Origin of the sequence: Polyangium sp. 15x6 (assembly GCF_029960785.1) — a bacterium.
Lineage (GTDB): Bacteria > Myxococcota_A > Polyangia > Polyangiales > Polyangiaceae > Polyangium.
Window position 1 is genome coordinate 1 of sequence record NZ_JASBQE010000024.1, and the last position, 18,770, is coordinate 18,770.

Consider the following 18,770-nt stretch of genomic DNA (forward strand, 5'->3'; position numbering starts at 1 on the left):
CTTACGCAACAATCTCTTCGACCTGAGACGCCATGCCGCCATGCTGAACCTCGAGGTAATCCAGCGTCGCAGCGACATGGCCAACGCCGCGTAGTTCCTGGGAGGATCGAACCGTTCGGCGCTCTAGCGCTTTGAAGTGACGCGCCGCGAGTTTTTCGATCTTCGGATCGATCTCATCCTGCCGATTCCAGGGCGCTCCCTGGCAACGCTCCCGCGTCCCGTGCTTCAACTCGGGAGCGTATCGCTTGCGGCACACGTAGTAGCCTGCATGCTTGTTTTTCTCGCTCGCGGGGTGCGACGTGATCATGGAGCCGCAAAGGGAGCACCGGGCGAGCCCTCGGATCAACCATTGTGCCGTGATCGTCGTCGTGCTCGCCTTGCGCCCGTAGCTGCGGCGCCCTGACAGTGCATGCTGCGCCGTGTGCCACATTTGCAGGGTGACGATCGGTTCGTGCGCGTCGACCCATTCAGCGGGCTTCTGTGTCAACTGGCGGTTTTTGTCGGGCCTTACAGGGGTCGTTGCAATCTGTCCGGCGTACATGCGGTTTTTAAGCAATGCCAGGATCCAACGAGAGCGGAAGGCGGAGAGGCCCGGATAGGTGGTTTGGCAATGTCGCGCGATGTCGTTCGCGCTGTGCCCTGCGATGCACATATCGAACATCTGACGCACGATCGGCGCTTTGATCGGATCGATCTCCAATCGGCGCGGCTTATCGTGGACGTCCGCCCCCTTGGCCCGCACGTAGCCGAAGGGGGGCTGGCCCTCTACGAACTTCCCCAGGGCGCGCAGCCGCTTCCGGTTGCCTTCCGTGCGCTCGCGGATGCGGGCCCGCTCCATTTGCGCGATAGAGGCCCACAGCGCCATTTGCGTCTCACCCTCCGGGGTAGACGCGTCGAATCGCTCGGCCAGGGACAGGAAGCGCGCCCCCCGCTTGATGATGTCGCGTACGGCGGAGATCGTGAACACGATGTCACGGGAGAACCGATCGAGCTTCGCCACGATCACGAGATCCCCCGGGCGGACTGCCTTTAGCAGGGCGGCGATCTTCTCTCGCTTCTCTTGTGACTCGACGCCGCCCGATTCCGTCTCCTCAAAGTCAATCGGACCGGGGAGGCGGGCATATTGGCAGTAACGCCGGATCTCCTCGTCCTGCGCGTCGAGCGACGTCCCGGATCGCATTTGCTCCATCGTGGAGACGCGCCGATAGGCGAGGACTCGCGCCGTCCCTGCGTGCGGACCGTTGACCGTGAAAACACGCTTGACCGCGGAAGGATCTTCGATCGTGGGCCCTGCGTTCACGACCGCGGGCGCGTCGGGTGCGGCGTCGAAGAAAGAGACTTCTCCCGGGGGGCTCACGTGCGCGCCCTTCTGCGCCGTGCCGCGCGCCTTGCTGCCCTTGCTACCCTTGCCGCCCATGCCGGGCATGATGCCGTTCTTGGGATCCATGGTCGAGACCTCTCTAACGGACAGGCTCGACTACTGAACAAGCGATCAGCTAAAGTACCGGGCCGCGCGTCGCTCTCAGAGTCGCGTAAGTTGTTGTAATCATTGGAGTAGCGGCCTAGGTGGTACGTAGCAAATGGATCCCTGATCGGGAGCGGGCGCGGAGGCGGGAGCGGGAGCGGGAGCGGAGGCGGGCGCGGAGGCGGAGGCGGAGGCGGAGGCGGGAACGAAAACACTTCAATGCGCGAGCAGCCACTGCGCGAGCGGCGCCCACGCGAGCGCGGGCGCATCCTCTGCGTAAAGCAAATCCGCATGGCCGAAGTCCTCGACCTCGCTCGAGGCCGGAAGGCGGCGCACCACGTGCGTGGTCACGTCCGTGGAGGCCACCAGCGTGGTCGTGTAAAGCCCGTGATCGCCGAAGCCGCCCGCGGCGCCGAGATAGAAGAGCGGCACCGAGATGTCGGCGAGGTGATCCGCGAGCGGCAGGGTCCCGGTCCCGCACCACATGGCATCCCGGTCGGCGGTCTCCACCAGCGACTCGTGCGGCGGCGAATGCGCGAGCCAGTCGCTGATGAGCGCCTCCGACGAATAGCGCAACGTGCTCGGAAACCCATTCTTGTACACGCCGGCCACCAGGTGATACTGGGGCTTCGGCTCATAAAGCAGGAACGTCGCCGCCACGAACCCGAGCATCGCCTCCCGGTTCGTGTAACCCTCGAAGATCGGCGAATCGCCCCAGGGTGCGGAAGCCGCGAGCGCGCCCAGCGGCTGGGCGAACGTGCTGTTGTCGCTGTCCACGAACCCCTGCGCGACCCAATCATACTCGTCGGCCGCATTCGCGCAGGCGTAGAGCCTCAGCGACTCGTCCGCCGGGGAGAGCTTGCCGTAGATATCGATGGGCACGATGCCCTTCACGTGCCGCTGCGCCAGCGGCTTCTGGCTCTCCTCGGCCGCATACAGGTACGTGAGCTGCGCGCCGCTGCTGAACCCGCCCAGGAACAGGCGCGCCTTGCCCCCGCCCGTCAGGGTGCGGAGCGTGCGCGCGAAGGACAGCGCGAGGCCCGTATCCGAGACGGCCTGCGCCACCCCCATGCCGGCGAAATCCGAGAAATCGGTCCCCTCCGCGGGCGCCGTCGTCCACCGCCGATCGACGCCCCACACGTCGATCCCGCGCTTGGCCAGGTACACGGCCAGATCGCGATCGGGCTTCGCGGCAGCGCTGATCCGCGACGGCACGAAGTTCGTGGTGAAGTTCGCGAAATCGCCGTGCATGAGCAGGATGGCCTGCGACGTCGGATGCGCGACGTTGGGCGAATCCTCGCGCACGACCCGGTGCACGCGGATGCGCGCATTGGGGGTGTCCCCCACCTTCAGCAGGAAGCTGTAATGGTACACGTCGCCGACGACCTGCTCGCGCTCCACCAAGCCCAGCAGCGTTGCCGACAGGGCGGCGGAAGCCTCGGCGGTGGCCTGCAGAACCTCGCTGTCGTCGACCGGGGCCGTCTCCGTCGTGCATCCGGCGGCGGCGGCGGTTAGAAGGCCCAGCACGACCGGCATCACGGCGAGGCGCTTCGACCTTTTTTGCGCGTGCGAGGGGGCGAGGGGCGCGACGCCGGACGGCACGACGAAAGCAATCTTCTTCATCATCAATCTCCTTGGCCGATGCGCTCAGCACATTGCATGCCGCGCTCGTTCGGGGGCCAGGAGAGGGAATGGCGGATCGATTGCGTGGAGGCGAATTGCGCAATGCTGCACGAACTGCGCAAGCGTGCTCGACTTGTGCATCGCGGCGTGTATGGAGCGACCGCAGGCACGCTTGCTCGAAGCGCCCGATTGCGGAAATTTTCCCATGAGTATCGTCAATGGTGAGATCCAAACCGAAAGATGGGCCCCACGGAGCAGCGCACCGAGACGACTCTTGGGCGCGCTCCGCATGAGCTCGTACTTGTCCCCCCCTCGGAGACCTCCCGAAGGTCATCGATGCGACGTTGATGCCGACGTACCGACCTCCCCGAGCCCTCCAGCTCGAGATGAACGTAGACACGAACACCTCCCCGAGGACCTTTCCTGACGGTTGATGTAGGCGATTTTACCTCCCAGAGGTCTCTCCCTGGGGGTCGATGTAGGTTTACCTACCTCGCGGAAGTCTCCGGGCGGGGGTCGATGTCGGCTTGCCGACCTCGCGGAAGTCTCCGGGTGGGGGTCGATGTCGGCTTGCCGACCTCGCGGAAGTCTCCGGGCGGGGGTCGATGTCGGCTTGCCGACCTCGCGGAAGTCTCCGGGCGGGGATTGATCTCGGCGTGGCCCCCTGCGCGAGCGGTCCGGAGCGCGCTCGGGGTTCAGGTCTGCGCGTTCGCGCCGGGGTCCGCGGGGGGGAACACCTCGCCCGTCTCCGGGTTCACGTCCGGGCGAAGCTCGCACCTGGCGATCGAGCGTGTCGCGGAAAGACGTTATCGTCCCGTCGAGCGAGCGTGATATCGAGCTCACGCAGCCCCGGAACGACCGTCGAACCCTGCGCGCGGCCATTCCACTTCGCTTCGATGACGAGCGTATCTCGATCATGCGCGACGCAAGTATCCGCATGCAAAGCGAGCCCCCCGAAAACAGGGCGTAGGCTCGCCGACATGCAACCGGGCTGTCGAGGGGGAGAGCCGCGGAAGCGGAATCTGCTTGCATACCGTGGTCTTGGCTAAGCGCTCGCTCCGCGCGATGTCCAGGCAGCAGCACCATCGCGTTGGCTTTGACTGCCGGTACGCGTGATCATGGAGGTGCATGATGCACGCCAGGTCGGGAACGGATCTCGTCCACAGCCAGCCGCTCCTCGACAAGGTGGCGCTTTCCGCCAGTCGAGGAGCGGCGCCCCTCTTGGTCGTGAAGAGTCACCTCAGCACCACCGACCCCGACGAGCTGCTCCCCGCCTTCTCCCGCCTCTACCCGGGCGCAATGCTCCGGCCCCTGGCCGGGAACGCCTTCCGGTGTCATTTCGCGGTCACCTCGGCCGGGCCCGTGTCGTTCGTGGCGGGTGACTGGGACCTCGGCGGCCGGGTCGAGGCCGCCGCCCTCGGCGATCGGTACGCGCTGGTGTTCGCAGGGGAAGGCAGCGGCGACGGGGAGGTGGAGATCCGCAGCCGGCGCCTCTCGATCGCTCCTGGAACGCGGGCCGCGCTCTTCGTTCCCGGGCGGCCGGGGAACATCAGGCTGCCCGTGGGTTCGAAGGGCCGGACCGTCACCATCGAGCGATCGGCCCTCGAAGCGCACTTCGCCATGCTCACGGGCCACGCGAGCCGCGGCGCGATCCCGTTCGACCCCGATCTGGACCTCACCACGGGCGGCGGCGCGACGCTCCACGGGATCGTGCGGCTGCTCCGGGAGGAGATCGAGCGCCCCGCGGTCTCGCCGTTCGTCCGGCCGCGGCTCTTCGACGTGCTCCTCACCGCGCTCGTGACCATTCCTCGCCACGAGGGTTTGCGCCTGCTCGAGCTCCCGCCCCCGCGCGTCGCCCCCGCGGTCGTGCGCCGGGCCGAGGAGTACATCGCGGCGCACGCCGGCGAGGCGATCCGGCTCTCGGACATCGTCGCCGCCGCGGGCGCGCCGGCCCGCTCGCTCCAGGCGGCGTTCCGCGCGGCGCGGGGCATGACGCCGATGGAGTTTCTGAAGATCCGGCGGCTCGAGCAGGCGCGCCACATGCTCCTCGCCCCGCGGCCCGAGACGACCGTGTCCAGCGTCGCCGCCGTCATCGGCTTCCGCAACGCGGGGCGGTTCAGCGTCGAGTACAGGAAGTGCTTCCAGGAGAGCCCCTCCGAGACGCTCGCGTGCGGCCGCGCCTCCGCCGCGCGCTGATCAAAAAACGCAAGGCTGCTCGAAAAGCGCAACGATCTCGCCCCGGCTCCGAGACGGACGTCGCCGGAGCGATCGCGCTTCGCTATCGATTCGTCTCCATGACATACGCCTCTCCATTGCCGGGACGGAGGTCGTGGCTCCGCCGCGCCTCCGCCGCCGCCGTGTTGATCCTGCTTGCCGCGTCTTGCAGCCCTGACACCGTCCCCGAGGGCCAGCCGGCGCCGGCCTCCGCCGCCCCGACGCAAGCTTCAGCGCCGTCGTCGAGCGCCGCGATGCCGAAGGACCTGCGCGCGGCGTACATCGCCGCCGTGCAGGCGAAGGCGCCGGAGGCGTATGCCGCGAGGACAGCGCGTCCGGGGAGCATCGTCGCCGAGAACGAGGCCGCGCGGTTCGTGACGACGATGGATCACGCGGGGGCGGTGCTCACGTCGGACGTCGAGCCGTGGTCGGTCTCGGTGCGGACCGCGGGGCTCGGCTGCGAGGGGGCCGTGGCGCCCGTCTCCGAGGCGGAGCCCGTGGCGGAGGGGAACCGGGTCTCGTACCGGCACGAAGGGCTCTCGGCGTGGTACCTCAACGGGCCGCTGGGGCTCGAGCAGGGGTTCGTCCTCGACGAGGCGCCCGGGTGCGCGGGGACGAAGGTCGTGACGATGGAGGTCGGCGGCGAGCTGCGCGCGGAGCTCGACGATGCGGACGGCGACGGGCGCGGCGAGCGGATCCGGCTCGTCGATGCCGAGGGCCGGGTGGCGCTCACGTATGCGGACCTGTTCGTGAAGGACGCCAAAGGGAAGGAGCTGCCCGCGTGGCTCTCGGTGTCGAAAGGGCAGATCGCCGTTCACGTGGAGGACGCGGGGGCAGCGTATCCGGTGGAGATCGATCCGCTCTTCAGCATCGAGCAAGCGAAGCTCCTGGCGAGCGACGGGGCCCCGAGCGACCGCTTTGGCACATCCGTCGCGCTGTCGGGGGACACGGCGCTCGTGGGGGCGTACGGGGACGATGACAAGGGGGACAACTCCGGCGCGGCGTACGTGTTCGTGCGTAGCGGCGGCGCCTGGACCCAGCAGGCGAAGCTCGTGGCGAGCGACGGCGCGGCGGGCGACGAGTTCGGCAATTCGGTCTCGCTGTCCGGGGACATGGCGCTCGTGGGGGCGTACGGGAACGCAAGTCAAAAGGGTGCGGCGTATGTGTTCGTGCGCGGCGGCGACGACTGGTTCCAGGCGGCGAAGCTCCCGGCGAGCGACGGCGCGGCGGGCGACCAATTTGGCTTCTCCGTCGCGCTGTCCGGGGACACGGCGCTCGTCGGGGCGCGATACGATGACGACAACGGGAACAACGCAGGTTCGGTCTACGTGTTCGATCTCTCCACCTTGACCGAGCAGGGAAAGCTCTTGGCGAGCGACGGGGCCGCAGACGACTACTTCGGCACTTCGGTCGCGCTGTCCGGAGACACGGCGCTCGTCGGGGCGAACGGGGATGATGACACCGGATCGGACGCTGGCTCGACCTACGTCTTCGTGCGCAATGGCGGCGTGTGGACCCAGGAGACGAAGCTCTTGGCGAGCGACGGGGCAGAAGGCGACTACTTCGGGTTTTCGGTCACGATGTCGGAGGACACGGCGCTCATCGGGGCGTTAGAAGCTGAGATCAACGGGGCGGGCGTAGGCGCGGCGTACGTGTTCGTCCGGAGCGGCGGCGTATGGTCCCAGCAGGCGAAGCTCTTGGCGAACGACGGCGCTGCATACGACCGGTTTGGCGAGAGGGTCGCACTGTCGGGCGACATGGCGCTCATCGGGGCCAGTGTACACGCCGAAAACGGACCGTACGCCGGCGCGGCGTATGTGTTCGTGCGGAGTGGCGGCGCCTGGACCCAGGAGACGAAGCTCTTGGCGAGCGACGGCGTGGAGAGCGATAGGTTCGGCGTGTCGGTCGCGCTGTCAGGGAACACGGCGCTCATCGGGGCGTATGGCGACGATGATCTTGGGAGCTCGTCCGGCTCGGCCTACGTGTTCGTACTCCTGCCGGGCAACGGCGCATCGTGCTCGCTTGCATCCGAGTGCGGCAGCGGGTTCTGCGTGGACGGCGTGTGCTGCGACAGCGCTTGCGGCGACGGCGATGCGACCGATTGCCAGGCGTGCAGCGTGGCGGCGGGGGCCGCGGTGGACGGGACGTGCGCGCCGCGCTCGGCCGGCACCGAATGCCGCGCGTCCGCGGGCGCGTGTGACGCCGCCGAGACCTGCGACGGCGTGGGCGACGTTTGCCCCGACGATGCCATGGCGGCGCCGGGGACCGAATGCCAACCGGCCACGGGCGAATGTGATCTCGCAGCGAGCTGCGATGGTGCCGCGCCGAGCTGCCCGACGAACCCGAACAAGCCCGACGGCACGGTCTGCACCGGCGGCACGTGCCTCGCGGGCGCATGCATGGACACGGGAGCGGGAGGAAGCGGCGGCGGTGGTGGCACTGGCGGCGGTGGCACTGGCGGCGGTGGCACTGGCGGCGGCGGTGGCACTGGCGGCGGTGGGACCAGCGGCGACAGCGGCGGGTGCGGCTGCGTCGCGGCCGGCACGACCGAACGCGAGGGAGCGGCCGCGTGGGCCGCGCTCGGGCTCATCGGAATGGTCTTCGCGCGACGCCGCCGCCGGAGCTGACCCGCCCCGCGCGCTGATCCGACCTCGCCGCTTCAACCAGGAGATCCATCGATGACTCACCTTTTCCATCCGCCTCGCGAATCCATGCGCCGCCGTTGCGCCGGCCTCGCGGCGACCCTCGCCATGGCCGCCTGCAGCGCGCAAGACCCCACGTCGCTCGAAATTTCCTCGCCGGAGGCGCTTTCGGTGGCGACCTACGTGGGGCTCACCACGGCTCCGCAATGGGAGGCCGTCCCGCAGCATGGCGACGTCCCGACCGCGCTCTGGGAGGCCGGCATCTCGTTCGCGCGCAGTAGCGATCCCGATATCGTCTACCGTTTTGGCGGTCAGATCGGGGCGTTCCCCACCGATTTCACCGTGAACGACTTCTACTCCCTCGACCTCTCCACGATGACGTGGACGAACCTCGGATCGCCCGAGACCCCCGCCCCGCGGGCCGACACGCTGATGATCCCCGGCCCCTGCGGCAATTGCGTGAGCATCGTCGGCGGCCGGGGCCAGTTCCGGACCGGCTCGGATCACATGTTCCCCGAGATGTGGACCTACCACACGAAGAGTCGTCAATGGGAACTGGCCCCGCAAGAGGAGCAGGGAGATCCATTCGCCATGCGCCGCTCGTCCGCCGCGGTCGTGGGGGTGCCGGCGATTGGCCACCCGAAGAAGAAGAAGACGTTTTATGCGTTCGGCGGCGTGGGCAATACGCTGCCGCGATTCGCCACGACGCCCAGCGGTCTGCGCGACGACCTCGCCATGTACGACGCGGAGGCGGGCTGGCAAATCGTCCCGACCCACGGCGAGAAGCCCGCGCCGCGGGCCTGGCCCGCCGGTGCATATGATCCGGCCACCCATTCGCTACTGATCTTCGGCGGCTACCGCCTCGGGGCGGACCAGGGGCCGGACACGCCGCCCGGTGAGCTCTTCGGTCCGACCAACTACGAGAATGACCTCTGGTCGCTCAGCCTCGATACGTTCACCTGGACCCGGCTCCACCCGGAGGGAGATCTGCCGTCACCGCGCGACAACGCCGTGGTCTTCTTCGATACCGCGCACGGCGGGCTCGTCGTCTTCGGCGGGAGCGGGTTCGACAGGGTTTCGAATGATCTCTGGTTCTACTCGATGGCGGCGAACCGGTGGACCGAGATGACCCTCGATCCCATCGCCCCGATTCCCCCGGCGCGCGTGGGAGGCGTCTCCTTCGTGCGCGAGACGAAGGCGGCCTTCGAGCTCTTCCTCCACGGCGGGTCCTCCTCCGATGGCGGCTCGAGCGCGTTCTTCGACGACCTGTGGAAGCTGACCTGGTCGAAGCGCTGAAAAGAAGTCGACGATGATGAGGACCAGAATGACGAAAGCGTCCATCACACCCCTGTTGCTCGTCCTGCTTTCGGGCGGTTCGCTCGGCTGCGAGCTCATCGCCAAGGTCGACCGCAGCCAGATCGACGTCGGCGCCGGCGGGAGCGGCGGCGCTGGCGGCAATGGCGGCAATGGCGGCGCGGGCGGCGGCGAATGCACCCCCGAGGACGACGAGAACCCCTGCACGGAGGACGTCTGCGAGGACGGCGTGCCCACGCACAAGCCCACGGCGGCCGGGACCGCCCTGCCCGATCAGGTGACGGGCGATTGCCAAGAGGCCGTGTGTGACGGCAACGGCGCCGCGACCCAGCAAGCCGACGACGCCGACCTGCCCGACGACATGAACGAATGCACCAGCGACGTGTGCACCGCGGGCGTGCCCTCGAACCCCCCGCTCTCGGCGGGCTCCGCCTGCGGCGCGGGCCTCGTGTGTGACGGCAACGGCATGTGCGTCGGTTGCAACACGCCGGCCGACTGCGCGGGCATGGACGACGAATGCAAGGCGCGCACGTGCGAGGCCGGGGTCTGCGGCGTGGGCTTCACGCCCGCGAACACGCCCGTGGCCATGCAGGCCTCCGGGGATTGCAGCGCGATCGTGTGTGACGGCAGCGGCGACACCACCACCATCGCCGACGACACCGACCTGCCGCCCGACGACGCGGACCCCTGCAAGGTCCCCGCGTGCAGCGCCGGTCAGCCGGCCGTGGCCGACGCGCCGGACGGCACCACCTGCGCGGACGGCGACGCGTGCACGCAAACGGACACGTGCCAGGCCGGCATGTGCCAGGGCGCGGATCCGCTCGTCTGCGCCGTGAACGAGACCTGCACGGCCGGCGCGTGTGCCTGCCCGAGCGGCTACACCCTCGTCGTCACGACGGTCGCCATGGCGCCCCAGAACGCAGACGCCACGACGGCGGATCTGGATGGAGACGGCAAGCTCGATCTGATCACCATCGAGGTCATTACGGGCCCCAACCTCAGCGTGCGCCTCGGCCTGGGCGACGGCACGTTCGGCCCGCTCGTTCAGTACGCCGTGGGGGAGGGCAACGCGGTCGTCCCGGCGGACGTGAACGGCGACGGCAAGACGGACATCGCCGTCCTCGGCTCCGGCAACCCCGGAAACCTGCGGGTCATGCTGAACCAGGGCGACGGCACCCTCGCCGCGCCCGTGAGTTACCCGACAAACGGGATACCGCACGGCCTCGCGGCCGCGGACCTGAACGGCGACGGCGACATGGACCTCGCCGTCGCGTACTTCGGCGTCAACAACGTGAGCGTGTTCCTGAACCAGGGCGACGGCACCTTCGCGGCCAAGGTCGACTACCCGGTGACGACGAGCGGGACCGGGCCCGCCATGCTCAAGGCCGGGGACCTCAACAAGGACGGCAAGCCCGACCTCGCGTTTTCGCGCGGCGGCGGTGTCTACGTCCTCCTCAATCAGGGGGACGGAACCTTCGGCGCATCGATATCGTACCCGATCACCGCCCAGAGGGCTCGCGCGATGGAGATCGCCGATCTGAACGGCGACGAGATGCTCGATCTGGCCGCGGTCTACACCGACAACGTTTCCTCCTCTGGCCTGGACGTGCTCCTGAACCAGGGCGGTGGCACGTTCGCCGCCCCCGTCAATTATCCCATCGTCGCGAACGCCTATGGCGTCGAGACGGGGGACATCGACGATGACGGCGACCTCGACGTCGTGGTCACCTCGAACAGCTCGAACATGTTCTCGGTGTTCTTGAACCCAGGTGATGGCAATCTCGGTGCCCCGACCACGTCCTCCTATTCAGGTGGCACCTACCGCATGACGGCAGCCGATCTGAACGCGGACGGCCGGACGGACTTCATTGTCGGGTGCGAGGGCCCCGTGAACGTGCTCCTCTCGACCTGCGCGCCCTGACGCGCCCCTCCCGGTGGCGCGTTCACGCGCTCGTCGATGGTCAGCGGCACCTTCAGCGGCCGAGAGCAGGCCCAGGTGCAGGCATTCACGATCAACGCGGGCAGCCAGCCCAAGGGCGCGCTGCCCGGGGAGAGCAAGGTCGATAACGACGGTCGGCCGAACGGTCGCCGCTGAAAACTCGACGATGATGGAAGGATCAGAATGACGAAAGCATCCATCACACCCCTATTGCTCGTCTCCCGCCGGTCCTTCGGTTACGGCGGGAGGGAGGTCCCTCTGCTGCTCCACCGCATCCGCCGGGCGCGTTGGGCGTTCGCCGCCAAGCACCGCTCGCTGCGCGCGCCCGCGGCTCGATGACGGTGAGTCTCCGGTACAGCAGGACCGTGAGCGCCCTGCTCCTCAGGTGCGGCCTTCCGCACTCACTCCCGCGGAAGAGCGACGGAATCGAGGCCGCCTCGCGTCCAGGCTCCGTCGCCTGGCGGAGCCGGCCGAGACCGCGTCCACCGAGCACCGCAACACCGATGGCACCAACATTGAATACGGCGACCCGAGACTCACAAGCCAGCGCTGGCCAGCCCGCGCGGCGACCATGGACGACAACGATACCCAAATGACTTCTTCTCTCATCCGTCGTCATCTCAGCGCCCTCGTGCTCCCGGCCCTGCCGATTATGGAAGGACCCAGAATGACGAAAGCATCCATCACACCCCTATTGCTCGTCGCGGCGTCGTTCGGCGGCGCTTGCGGAGGCGAACCGACGACGCAGGAGCTCGGGCCCGCGAGCGCCCTCCGACAACGATTTCCCGATCAAGCAGCTCAGGTGCTCGACCAGGACGCGCTGATACGCGCCACGGACGCGAGCTTCTCGCTTTCGGACACGTCGGAGGCGAGCGCCTCCTCGCGCGCTCCCGTCACCCTGCCGCGAGAGGGTCACGAGACGATCCGCTTCCGCGGGTTCGGCGGGGTCGAGGTGCGTGTGCACGAGATCGGCACGCAAGGGAAAGGCGTGCTGGCCGACCACGCGGTGGCCTATCCACGCCGAGGAGGCACGTCCTTCTGGACGCGCGTCCCGGAAGGCGTGGAGGAATGGCTCCACCTCGAAGCATCCGCGGTGCACGCTGGAGAAGCGGTGGCGGCATGGCAGCTCGACGACATGACGGCGCGGCAACGAGGCGACCGCGTGGAGATCGTCGACGCGCTCGGCGTGGTGCGGCTCTCGGTCACCGCGCCGGTCGCGTATGCGGCCGAGGGCCGGAGCGTGGGCGTGTGGCTCGTCGCGAAGGGGACGAGCTTCGAGCTGCACGTGGACGCCGATGCAGAGGAGGTGCTGGTCGATCCCCTGTGGGTCCCCGCTGCCATGATGAACACCGGTCGAAGGTGGCACACGGCGACCCGGCTGCCGGATGGCAAGGTGCTCGTCGCGGGTGGAGAGAGTTCCGGGACCGCAACGGCGAGCGCGGAGATCTACGATCCAGCGACAAACACCTGGACCGCGACGGGCTCCATGGCGAAGGCCCGCAGTTCGCACACCGCCACGCTGACCGAGTTTGGCTATGTGCTCGTCGCCGGCGGCGAGGCCGCTGGCGCGCCGCTCGCGTACGCCGAGGTTTACGAACCGATGAGCGGCACCTGGTTCTTTGCGGGCGCGCTCAAGGTTGCCCGGACCCGCGCCACCGCGACCCGGCTCCCCGATGGCCGCGTGCTCGTCGTGGGGGGCACCAACTCGCTCATGGGCGGCGCGCAGAAGAGCGCGGAGATCTACGATCCGCTCGTAAACTTTTGGACCGACGCGGCAGCCCCGACCACGGGCCGTTGGAACCACACGGCGACACTGCTTCCGAATGGCCAGGTGCTCGTCGCCGGCGGCAGCGTCTCTGGGCCGGACGGCGTCGAGCTCTACGACCCGGCGGCGAATGGCTGGTCGGCGGCGCCGAGCATGATCCAGCATCGATCGGAGCATACCGCGACATTGCTCGGCAATGGCCAGGTGCTCGTCGCCGGCGGCTTCGGCAGCGAGCCCCTGGCGAGCGCCGAGCTTTACGATCCGGCCACGAACACCTGGTCGGCCGCGGGCTCGTTGAACCAGGCGCGTTATGCGCAGACGGCGACCTTGCTCGGCAGCGGCGAGGTGCTCGCCACGGGCGGCTGGGGTGGCGGGAAGGTCCTCGAGACCGCGGAGATCTTCGACCCTGCAAGCAATACGTGGAAGCCGGACGGCGCGATGACCGCGGCGCGCGAGCACCACTGCGCGACGCTGCTCGCCAGCGACGAGGTGCTCGTGACGGGCGGCCATGGAGACGCGTCGTTCTCGATGACGAGCACCGAGCTCCGTGCCGCACCATTACCGCTTGGCAGCGCATGCGTTGGTGCGGACGAATGCGCGAGCGGCTTTTGCGCCGACGGCGTCTGCTGCGATACGGCCTGCAGCGCCGGCGCGTGCGACGCATGCACGATGGCCGGCGGCGCTGCGTCGGACGGCGTTTGCGCGTTGCTCACCGGAACGACCTGCGACGATGGCGATCTCTGCACGAGCGATGACACCTGCCAGGCGGGCACCTGCGCGCCGGGCAGCCCGGTCGTCTGCCCGGCGCCCGACGCGTGCCACGAGCCGGGCGTTTGTGAGGTGCTGTCGGGTCAATGTGTGGACACGGCCAAACCCGACGGCACGCCTTGCCCCGGCGGCACGTGCCTCGGCGGGGCTTGCATGTCCGGCGGCTCCTCGTCGAGCAGCGGCACCGGGGGCAGCGGCGGCAATGGCGGCGGCGGCAATGGCGGCGGCGGCGGGGCCGGCGGCGGTGGCACCGGCGGCAACGGCGCGGACGACCCCCTCATCGTGGGCGACGGGTGCGGCTGCGTCGCGGCCGGCACGACCGGACGCGAGGGAGCGGCCGCGTGGGCTGCGCTCGGGCTCATCGGAATGCTCCTCGCGCGACGCCGCCGGAGCTGACCTACCCATCACTGACGCATGGCCGGCGCGTCCAGACAGTCCGGTAGAAGGATGCTTCATGATCTACGCACGCTCTCTCGTTCTCCGCAGGACCCTCCCTTTCCTCATATCAGCGCTCGCCCTCGGGCTCGTCGCCGGTTGCGACGACGACAATGGCAGCAGCAGTAGCAATAGCAGCAGTAGCTCTTCCTCGGGAAGCGGCGGAGCCGGCGGTCAGGACGCCGGGTTCCGCCTCTCGGGCTCGCTGTCGTACGAGTACGTGCCCTTCGACGCCGACCTCGAAAAGCTCGATTATGGCAAGATCGAGAAGCGCCCGATCCGCGGGGCCTCGGTCCGCCTGATCGACGCCGACACCGACGCCGAGATCGCGAAGACGACCTCCGACGACGAGGGCGCCTACAGCTTCGACTACACGGGGGCCGCAAAGGTGAAGCTTTGGGTCTACGCCCAAACAGAAGCCCCCTCGTTGACCGTCGAGGACAATACGTCCGGAGACGAGGTCTACGTGATGGAGAGCAACACGGCCGACAGCGCCGAGGACGCGAAGCTCGACGTCCTCGCCGCCACGGGCTGGGACGGGACCGCGTACACCAAGATCCGCGCCGCCGCACCGTTCGCCGTGCTCGATACGGCCTACACGGCGGCGAGGCGCTTCCTCGACGAGGTCTCCCCGCCCCCTGCGTTCCCTCCGCTCAAATTCAACTGGAGCATCAACAATCGCCCCGAGGAGGGAGACAAAGCCATGGGCCAGGTCGGCACCTCCCATTTTGACGGCGAGGAGCTCTACATCCTCGGCAAGGAGGACGTGGACACCGACGAGTTCGATTCGCACATCATCGTCCACGAGTGGGGCCACTGGTTCGACCAGACGCTCGGCCGTGCGGACACCATCGGAGGCACCCACGGCTCCGGGGACATCGAGGACCCGCGGCTCGCCTGGAGCGAAGGGTTCTGCACCGCCTTGAGCGCGATCATCCTCGATCCGGACACCACGTACACCGACAGCTCCGGGCCCGGGCAGGCGAGCGGCTTCGCGAACGATGTCGAAATGAACGACAACAACGCCGAGTCGAGCCCGGGCTGGTTTTCGGAGACGACGGTCCACGGGGTCGTGTACGATCTCTATGACGGGCCGAACGAGCCCTTCGACCAGGTCAGCGTGGGCATCAAAGGCATCTACGAGGCGCACCAGAGCCAGAAGAACAAGGCCTCGTTCACGACGCTCTTCTCGTTCGTGGCCTCGCTCAAGGAGAACGACCCGCAAGCCGCGCCGGGCATCGACGCGGTCACGTCGTTCTACAACGCAAGCGCCGATTTCGGCATCGACCCCATCGAGGACGAGTGGGGGACGAACGAGACGCATTCAGGCGGCTTCCCCGGGAGCCTGCCGGTCTACAAGCAGGGCGTCGTCGGCAATAGCTACACCGTGGATCTGACCGGCGACGGCGAATCCAATCGGCTCTCCCAGAACGTCTACTACCAGATCGAAGGCGACGGGATGCCCATCACCGTCACCTCCACCAGCCCGAGCAACGTCGACCTGGCGGTGTTCAATGCTGGCGTTCTCGTCACGTCCGACGAAAACCCGAGCGGGGAAGAGAGCCTCACGTTCAATTCGGAGGCAGGGACGATCTACGTGCTCAGCGTGCGTGGGTACAACACGATGCCCGTGTCGTACGCGGCCGACATCACCATCTCGCACTGAAAGAGGAATCGATAATGAAATACATCGGCATCGTGGGGATGGTCGTCCTTCTCGCGGCAGCGGCGTGCGGGACCGAGGGAGCGCGGCCTCCGGCTCCTCCCACACCAAGCACGGTCGCGACCGAGAAGGCAGGCCCATCCGAGCCCACAGCGAAGCCCTCCGCTCCCGTGAACGTGACCGCGACGCTAAAGCCAGGCGCGGCCGATCTGGATGTCGTCTTCGGCGCAGACGGCTCGAACATCACCATCGAGGTCTGGGGGGTGGACGGGCTGAAGCTCGAGGGAGGAGCGAGCCCGGTCTCGAAGCCGTCCGTGAGAAACGGGCAATCCGTCAAGGTGTCCGTTCTCTACGACGCGGGGGCGACCGAGAGTAACCTCGCGATCCGCGTCAGCGGCACCTTCAACGGCCGAGAGCAGGCCAAGGTGCAGTCGTTCACGGTCAATGCAGGTAGCCAGCCCAAAGGCGCGCCGGCCGGGGAGAGCAAGGTCGATAAAGACGGTCGGCCGGTCAAGGTGATGAAGTCGCAATAATGCCCTCCCGCCGGGCTACCGCCGTTTCATGGCGCGGGGCAGCTTGCCAACGGCATGATACGCAGCCCGCGCAGCGGCCCGTGCTTTCCTCATCCGCGCATACGCCGTCTTCTCCGGGGGGCGTTCACGGCAGGAGCCCCGCTTCTCGACACTTCCCCTCCAGGACCTGAGCATTGGTCCCATCACGACGCACGTGATCCCCCCAACGGCTCCAGCACTTTCCGCACTTTTCACCAGACGATCCGGCCTCTCAACACATCTGAGCATGGGTCTCATCTGGGAGCCGCTGCGCTGGGGCGTTGCCCCAGGCCCCAGCAGGGGCTGTCCGCCCCTGCACCCGGACCAGCCAGGGGCTGGACCCAGGACGATGAACTGCGCGGTGCGCAGTTCATCGCACAGGCCCGGTCGAGACCGGCGACGTCTCGACGGCCTGCTGGGAGAACTGCGCACCGCGCAGTTCTCCCACAAAAGGTCCAGCGCTTGCGCTGGTCCGGGTCCAGGGGCGGATAGCCCCGGTGGGGCCTGGGGCAACGCCCCAGCGCAGCGGCTCCCAGATAAATCTCATTGTGTGCCGCTCGCGAGGCGAGGAGCAGGGCTCACCCATCGCAGACGGCGGGCCCCGTCTGGCAGACGACGAAGACCGTCCTCAGCACCGACGCCTCCTGCGTCGCCGCGCCGGCAAAGCGGACCATGCGCGGCGAGTCGCTCGGGCAAGACGCGATGAGCGCGGGGTTTCCACGCGGCGGGTCGACATAACACCAGCCGTTCACCGGCTGGTCGTCCACGACGACGTCGTCCTGGAGGTCGACATTCAAGCAGGCCTCGACGTGCGCGGGATCGCCCGCGATCGGCAGCACCTCGCAGACGCAGTCGGAGGCTGCGCCCGCCACCGCGCCGGCGTGCTCCGGCGCGACGGGTGCAAAACCCTGCGCGGCGTCGCAAGTGCACGCGCCGCCCCCAGCGCGCACATCGAGCACGAAGCAGGAGGCGTCGCCCAAGGCATCGAGGTACGGCACCTCGTCGAGACACAGCCCGCCGAGGCTGGACTCGCCCTCGGCGGGCATGGCGGCGCCCAGCTCGATCGAGCGCGTGAACGACGGGGCCTGGCACGAGGAGTCGACTGGCACCTCGAGGCCGGCCTTCGCGCCGCAGCCGGCAGCAAACGAAGCAAAAAAGAGGGTGAAGAGAGTGTAAGTGGATTTCATTGGCCGCATCGGCGAGCAAGCGTGGTGCCCCGCGACGAATCCACGGAATTTCCGGGCAACGTCGCGGTATGCGCCAACCATGGTAGGCTATCTAGCAACCGAGTACAACAATGGCGCTCTGCGGCAGGCGGGAGCGGAGGCGGAAGCGGTGTGATGAAGTGCTCGGCAATCGGCGCGGATTTCGTTATGGCCGCTCGAACACGGCGACCGCGCTCGGGTAGTCGACGGTCACCCGGAAGTCGTGAAGCGCTGACCCGCCCAGCGCGCCGTCCACCCGTTTATCCATCCACTGCGACATCCACTCGTGAAAATTCGCATCCCGCCGCCGCACGAACCAGACCGGCCCAACCTCGTGACCCGCGACCGTGATCCGCGGGACTTCGATCATCGGCTCCCCGCGGGCGCAAAGGTCGGCGCCCTCGATCACACGCCACTCCGGGTGATCCTGGCGCCACCGGTCGAAGGTGGACTGCACGATGAAGCTCGTGGCGCGCACCACAGGCCCGCCGTCCGCGAGCGCCGCTGCCGCCTGATCCGTGAGGTTCACGGTCGCGCCCGTGTCGAAGAGGAGATCCACGGTCTGGCCGTCGATCTGCGCCTGGATGCGCGGGAAGTTGGTCGCCCGCGTGCCGGCTTCGTTCATGGGAAAGCCGAGCGAGACCCGGTGAGACGCGTCGTGCGCTGGCAGATCGCCCGTGGCGCGGAGGAGGAGCCGGCGGCCCGGGTAATCGAAGGTCCACGTGCGGCCCTGGAACCAGGCCTGGCCGAGCATGCCGTCGCTGGTCTCACGTTCACAAGCCTTCTTGTCCTTCGAGGCCACGCCGAGGTGCCCCCCCAGCACGGTCACCGGGGGAATCGAAGCCTCAGGCTTGAAGGGCGGGAGCCGTACACCCTCGGCCAGCCCCTCGTCGCCCGCGATCTGCTCTGTCGGGAGGCCGAGCCGCTCGACGGCGCTGCGGGTGAGGAAGAGTCCGCCGCCGGTATCGGTGTAGAGGAGCAGCCGGGCCCCGCTGGTGGTGATGGGCTCCACGAAGAACCGGTCGGCCATGAAGCGCGTGGGCAGCGGTAACGGTCTGCCGGGCGAGGGGAGCGCAGGTGGAGAAGGGAGGGCGCTCTGCGGGGGAGGCGCGGGGGCGGCCGGGGCGCAGGCGGTCACGCAGGAGAGGAGCAGCAACGAAGCAAGGCGAAGATGCACACGAGGGCT

Annotated in this window: 11 protein-coding genes; 7 read left to right on the forward strand and 4 right to left on the reverse strand. The window is 68.2% G+C overall.

Annotated elements, in window-relative coordinates; all coding sequences use genetic code 11:
• Position 1 precedes the first annotated feature (1 nt).
• A complete protein-coding gene (locus tag QHF83_RS19340; protein ID WP_282419344.1) occupies positions 2-1,447 on the reverse strand; it encodes a recombinase family protein in 1,446 nt (481 codons plus the stop codon).
• 234 nt (positions 1,448-1,681) lie between these two features.
• A complete protein-coding gene (locus tag QHF83_RS19345; protein WP_282419345.1) occupies positions 1,682-3,088 on the reverse strand; it encodes a hypothetical protein in 1,407 nt (468 codons plus the stop codon).
• Positions 3,089-4,216: 1,128 nt separating this feature from the next.
• Here QHF83_RS19345 and QHF83_RS19350 point away from each other — a divergent pair.
• From QHF83_RS19350 to QHF83_RS19380, 7 genes are all read left to right on the forward strand, one after another.
• Positions 4,217-5,284: an AraC family transcriptional regulator gene (locus QHF83_RS19350; RefSeq protein WP_282419346.1), complete on the forward strand. Its 1,068-nt coding sequence runs from the start codon at positions 4,217-4,219 to the stop codon at positions 5,282-5,284.
• 98 nt (positions 5,285-5,382) lie between these two features.
• Entirely contained in the window at positions 5,383-7,929 is a 2,547-nt protein-coding gene (locus tag QHF83_RS19355; RefSeq protein ID WP_282419347.1) for an MYXO-CTERM sorting domain-containing protein, read from the forward strand.
• An 84-nt stretch (positions 7,930-8,013) separates the two neighbouring features.
• A complete protein-coding gene (locus QHF83_RS19360; RefSeq protein ID WP_282419348.1) occupies positions 8,014-9,240 on the forward strand; it encodes a kelch repeat-containing protein in 1,227 nt (408 codons plus the stop codon).
• Positions 9,241-9,268: 28 nt separating this feature from the next.
• Positions 9,269-11,179: a VCBS repeat-containing protein gene (locus tag QHF83_RS19365; protein ID WP_282419349.1), complete on the forward strand. Its 1,911-nt coding sequence runs from the start codon at positions 9,269-9,271 to the stop codon at positions 11,177-11,179.
• A 685-nt stretch (positions 11,180-11,864) separates the two neighbouring features.
• Positions 11,865-14,126 (forward strand): kelch repeat-containing protein, encoded by a 2,262-nt coding sequence (locus tag QHF83_RS19370; RefSeq protein ID WP_282419350.1) that lies wholly within the window; start codon positions 11,865-11,867, stop codon positions 14,124-14,126.
• Between the two features lie 58 nt (positions 14,127-14,184).
• The gene (locus QHF83_RS19375) at positions 14,185-15,831 is read left to right on the forward strand and encodes a hypothetical protein (protein ID WP_282419351.1); all 1,647 of its coding nucleotides are present in this window, start codon (positions 14,185-14,187) and stop codon (positions 15,829-15,831) included.
• Positions 15,832-15,845: 14 nt separating this feature from the next.
• Entirely contained in the window at positions 15,846-16,361 is a 516-nt protein-coding gene (locus tag QHF83_RS19380) for a hypothetical protein (protein ID WP_282419352.1), read from the forward strand.
• A gap of 596 nt (positions 16,362-16,957) precedes the next feature.
• Here the strand turns inward: QHF83_RS19380 and QHF83_RS19385 are convergent.
• Positions 16,958-17,566 carry a hypothetical protein gene (locus tag QHF83_RS19385; RefSeq protein WP_282419353.1) on the reverse strand — a complete coding sequence of 203 codons (609 nt, stop codon included), beginning with the start codon at positions 17,564-17,566 and terminating at the stop codon, positions 16,958-16,960.
• A gap of 184 nt (positions 17,567-17,750) precedes the next feature.
• On the reverse strand, positions 17,751-18,761 hold the full coding sequence (locus QHF83_RS19390) for a hypothetical protein (protein WP_282419354.1): 1,011 nt from the start codon (positions 18,759-18,761) through the stop codon (positions 17,751-17,753).
• Positions 18,762-18,770 lie beyond the last annotated feature (9 nt).

Bases quoted from the DNA above. Each gene is read 5' to 3' on its own strand.
- QHF83_RS19340 (WP_282419344.1), bottom strand. From the start codon at position 1,447: ATGGATCCCAAGAACGGCATCATGCCCGGCATGGGCGGCAAGGGTAGC.
- QHF83_RS19345 (WP_282419345.1), bottom strand. From the start codon at position 3,088: ATGAAGAAGATTGCTTTCGTCGTGCCGTCCGGCGTCGCGCCCCTCGCC.
- QHF83_RS19350 (WP_282419346.1), top strand. From the start codon at position 4,217: ATGATGCACGCCAGGTCGGGAACGGATCTCGTCCACAGCCAGCCGCTC.
- QHF83_RS19355 (WP_282419347.1), top strand. From the start codon at position 5,383: ATGACATACGCCTCTCCATTGCCGGGACGGAGGTCGTGGCTCCGCCGC.
- QHF83_RS19360 (WP_282419348.1), top strand. From the start codon at position 8,014: ATGCGCCGCCGTTGCGCCGGCCTCGCGGCGACCCTCGCCATGGCCGCC.
- QHF83_RS19365 (WP_282419349.1), top strand. From the start codon at position 9,269: ATGACGAAAGCGTCCATCACACCCCTGTTGCTCGTCCTGCTTTCGGGC.
- QHF83_RS19370 (WP_282419350.1), top strand. From the start codon at position 11,865: ATGACGAAAGCATCCATCACACCCCTATTGCTCGTCGCGGCGTCGTTC.
- QHF83_RS19375 (WP_282419351.1), top strand. From the start codon at position 14,185: ATGATCTACGCACGCTCTCTCGTTCTCCGCAGGACCCTCCCTTTCCTC.
- QHF83_RS19380 (WP_282419352.1), top strand. From the start codon at position 15,846: ATGAAATACATCGGCATCGTGGGGATGGTCGTCCTTCTCGCGGCAGCG.
- QHF83_RS19385 (WP_282419353.1), bottom strand. From the start codon at position 17,566: ATGAAATCCACTTACACTCTCTTCACCCTCTTTTTTGCTTCGTTTGCT.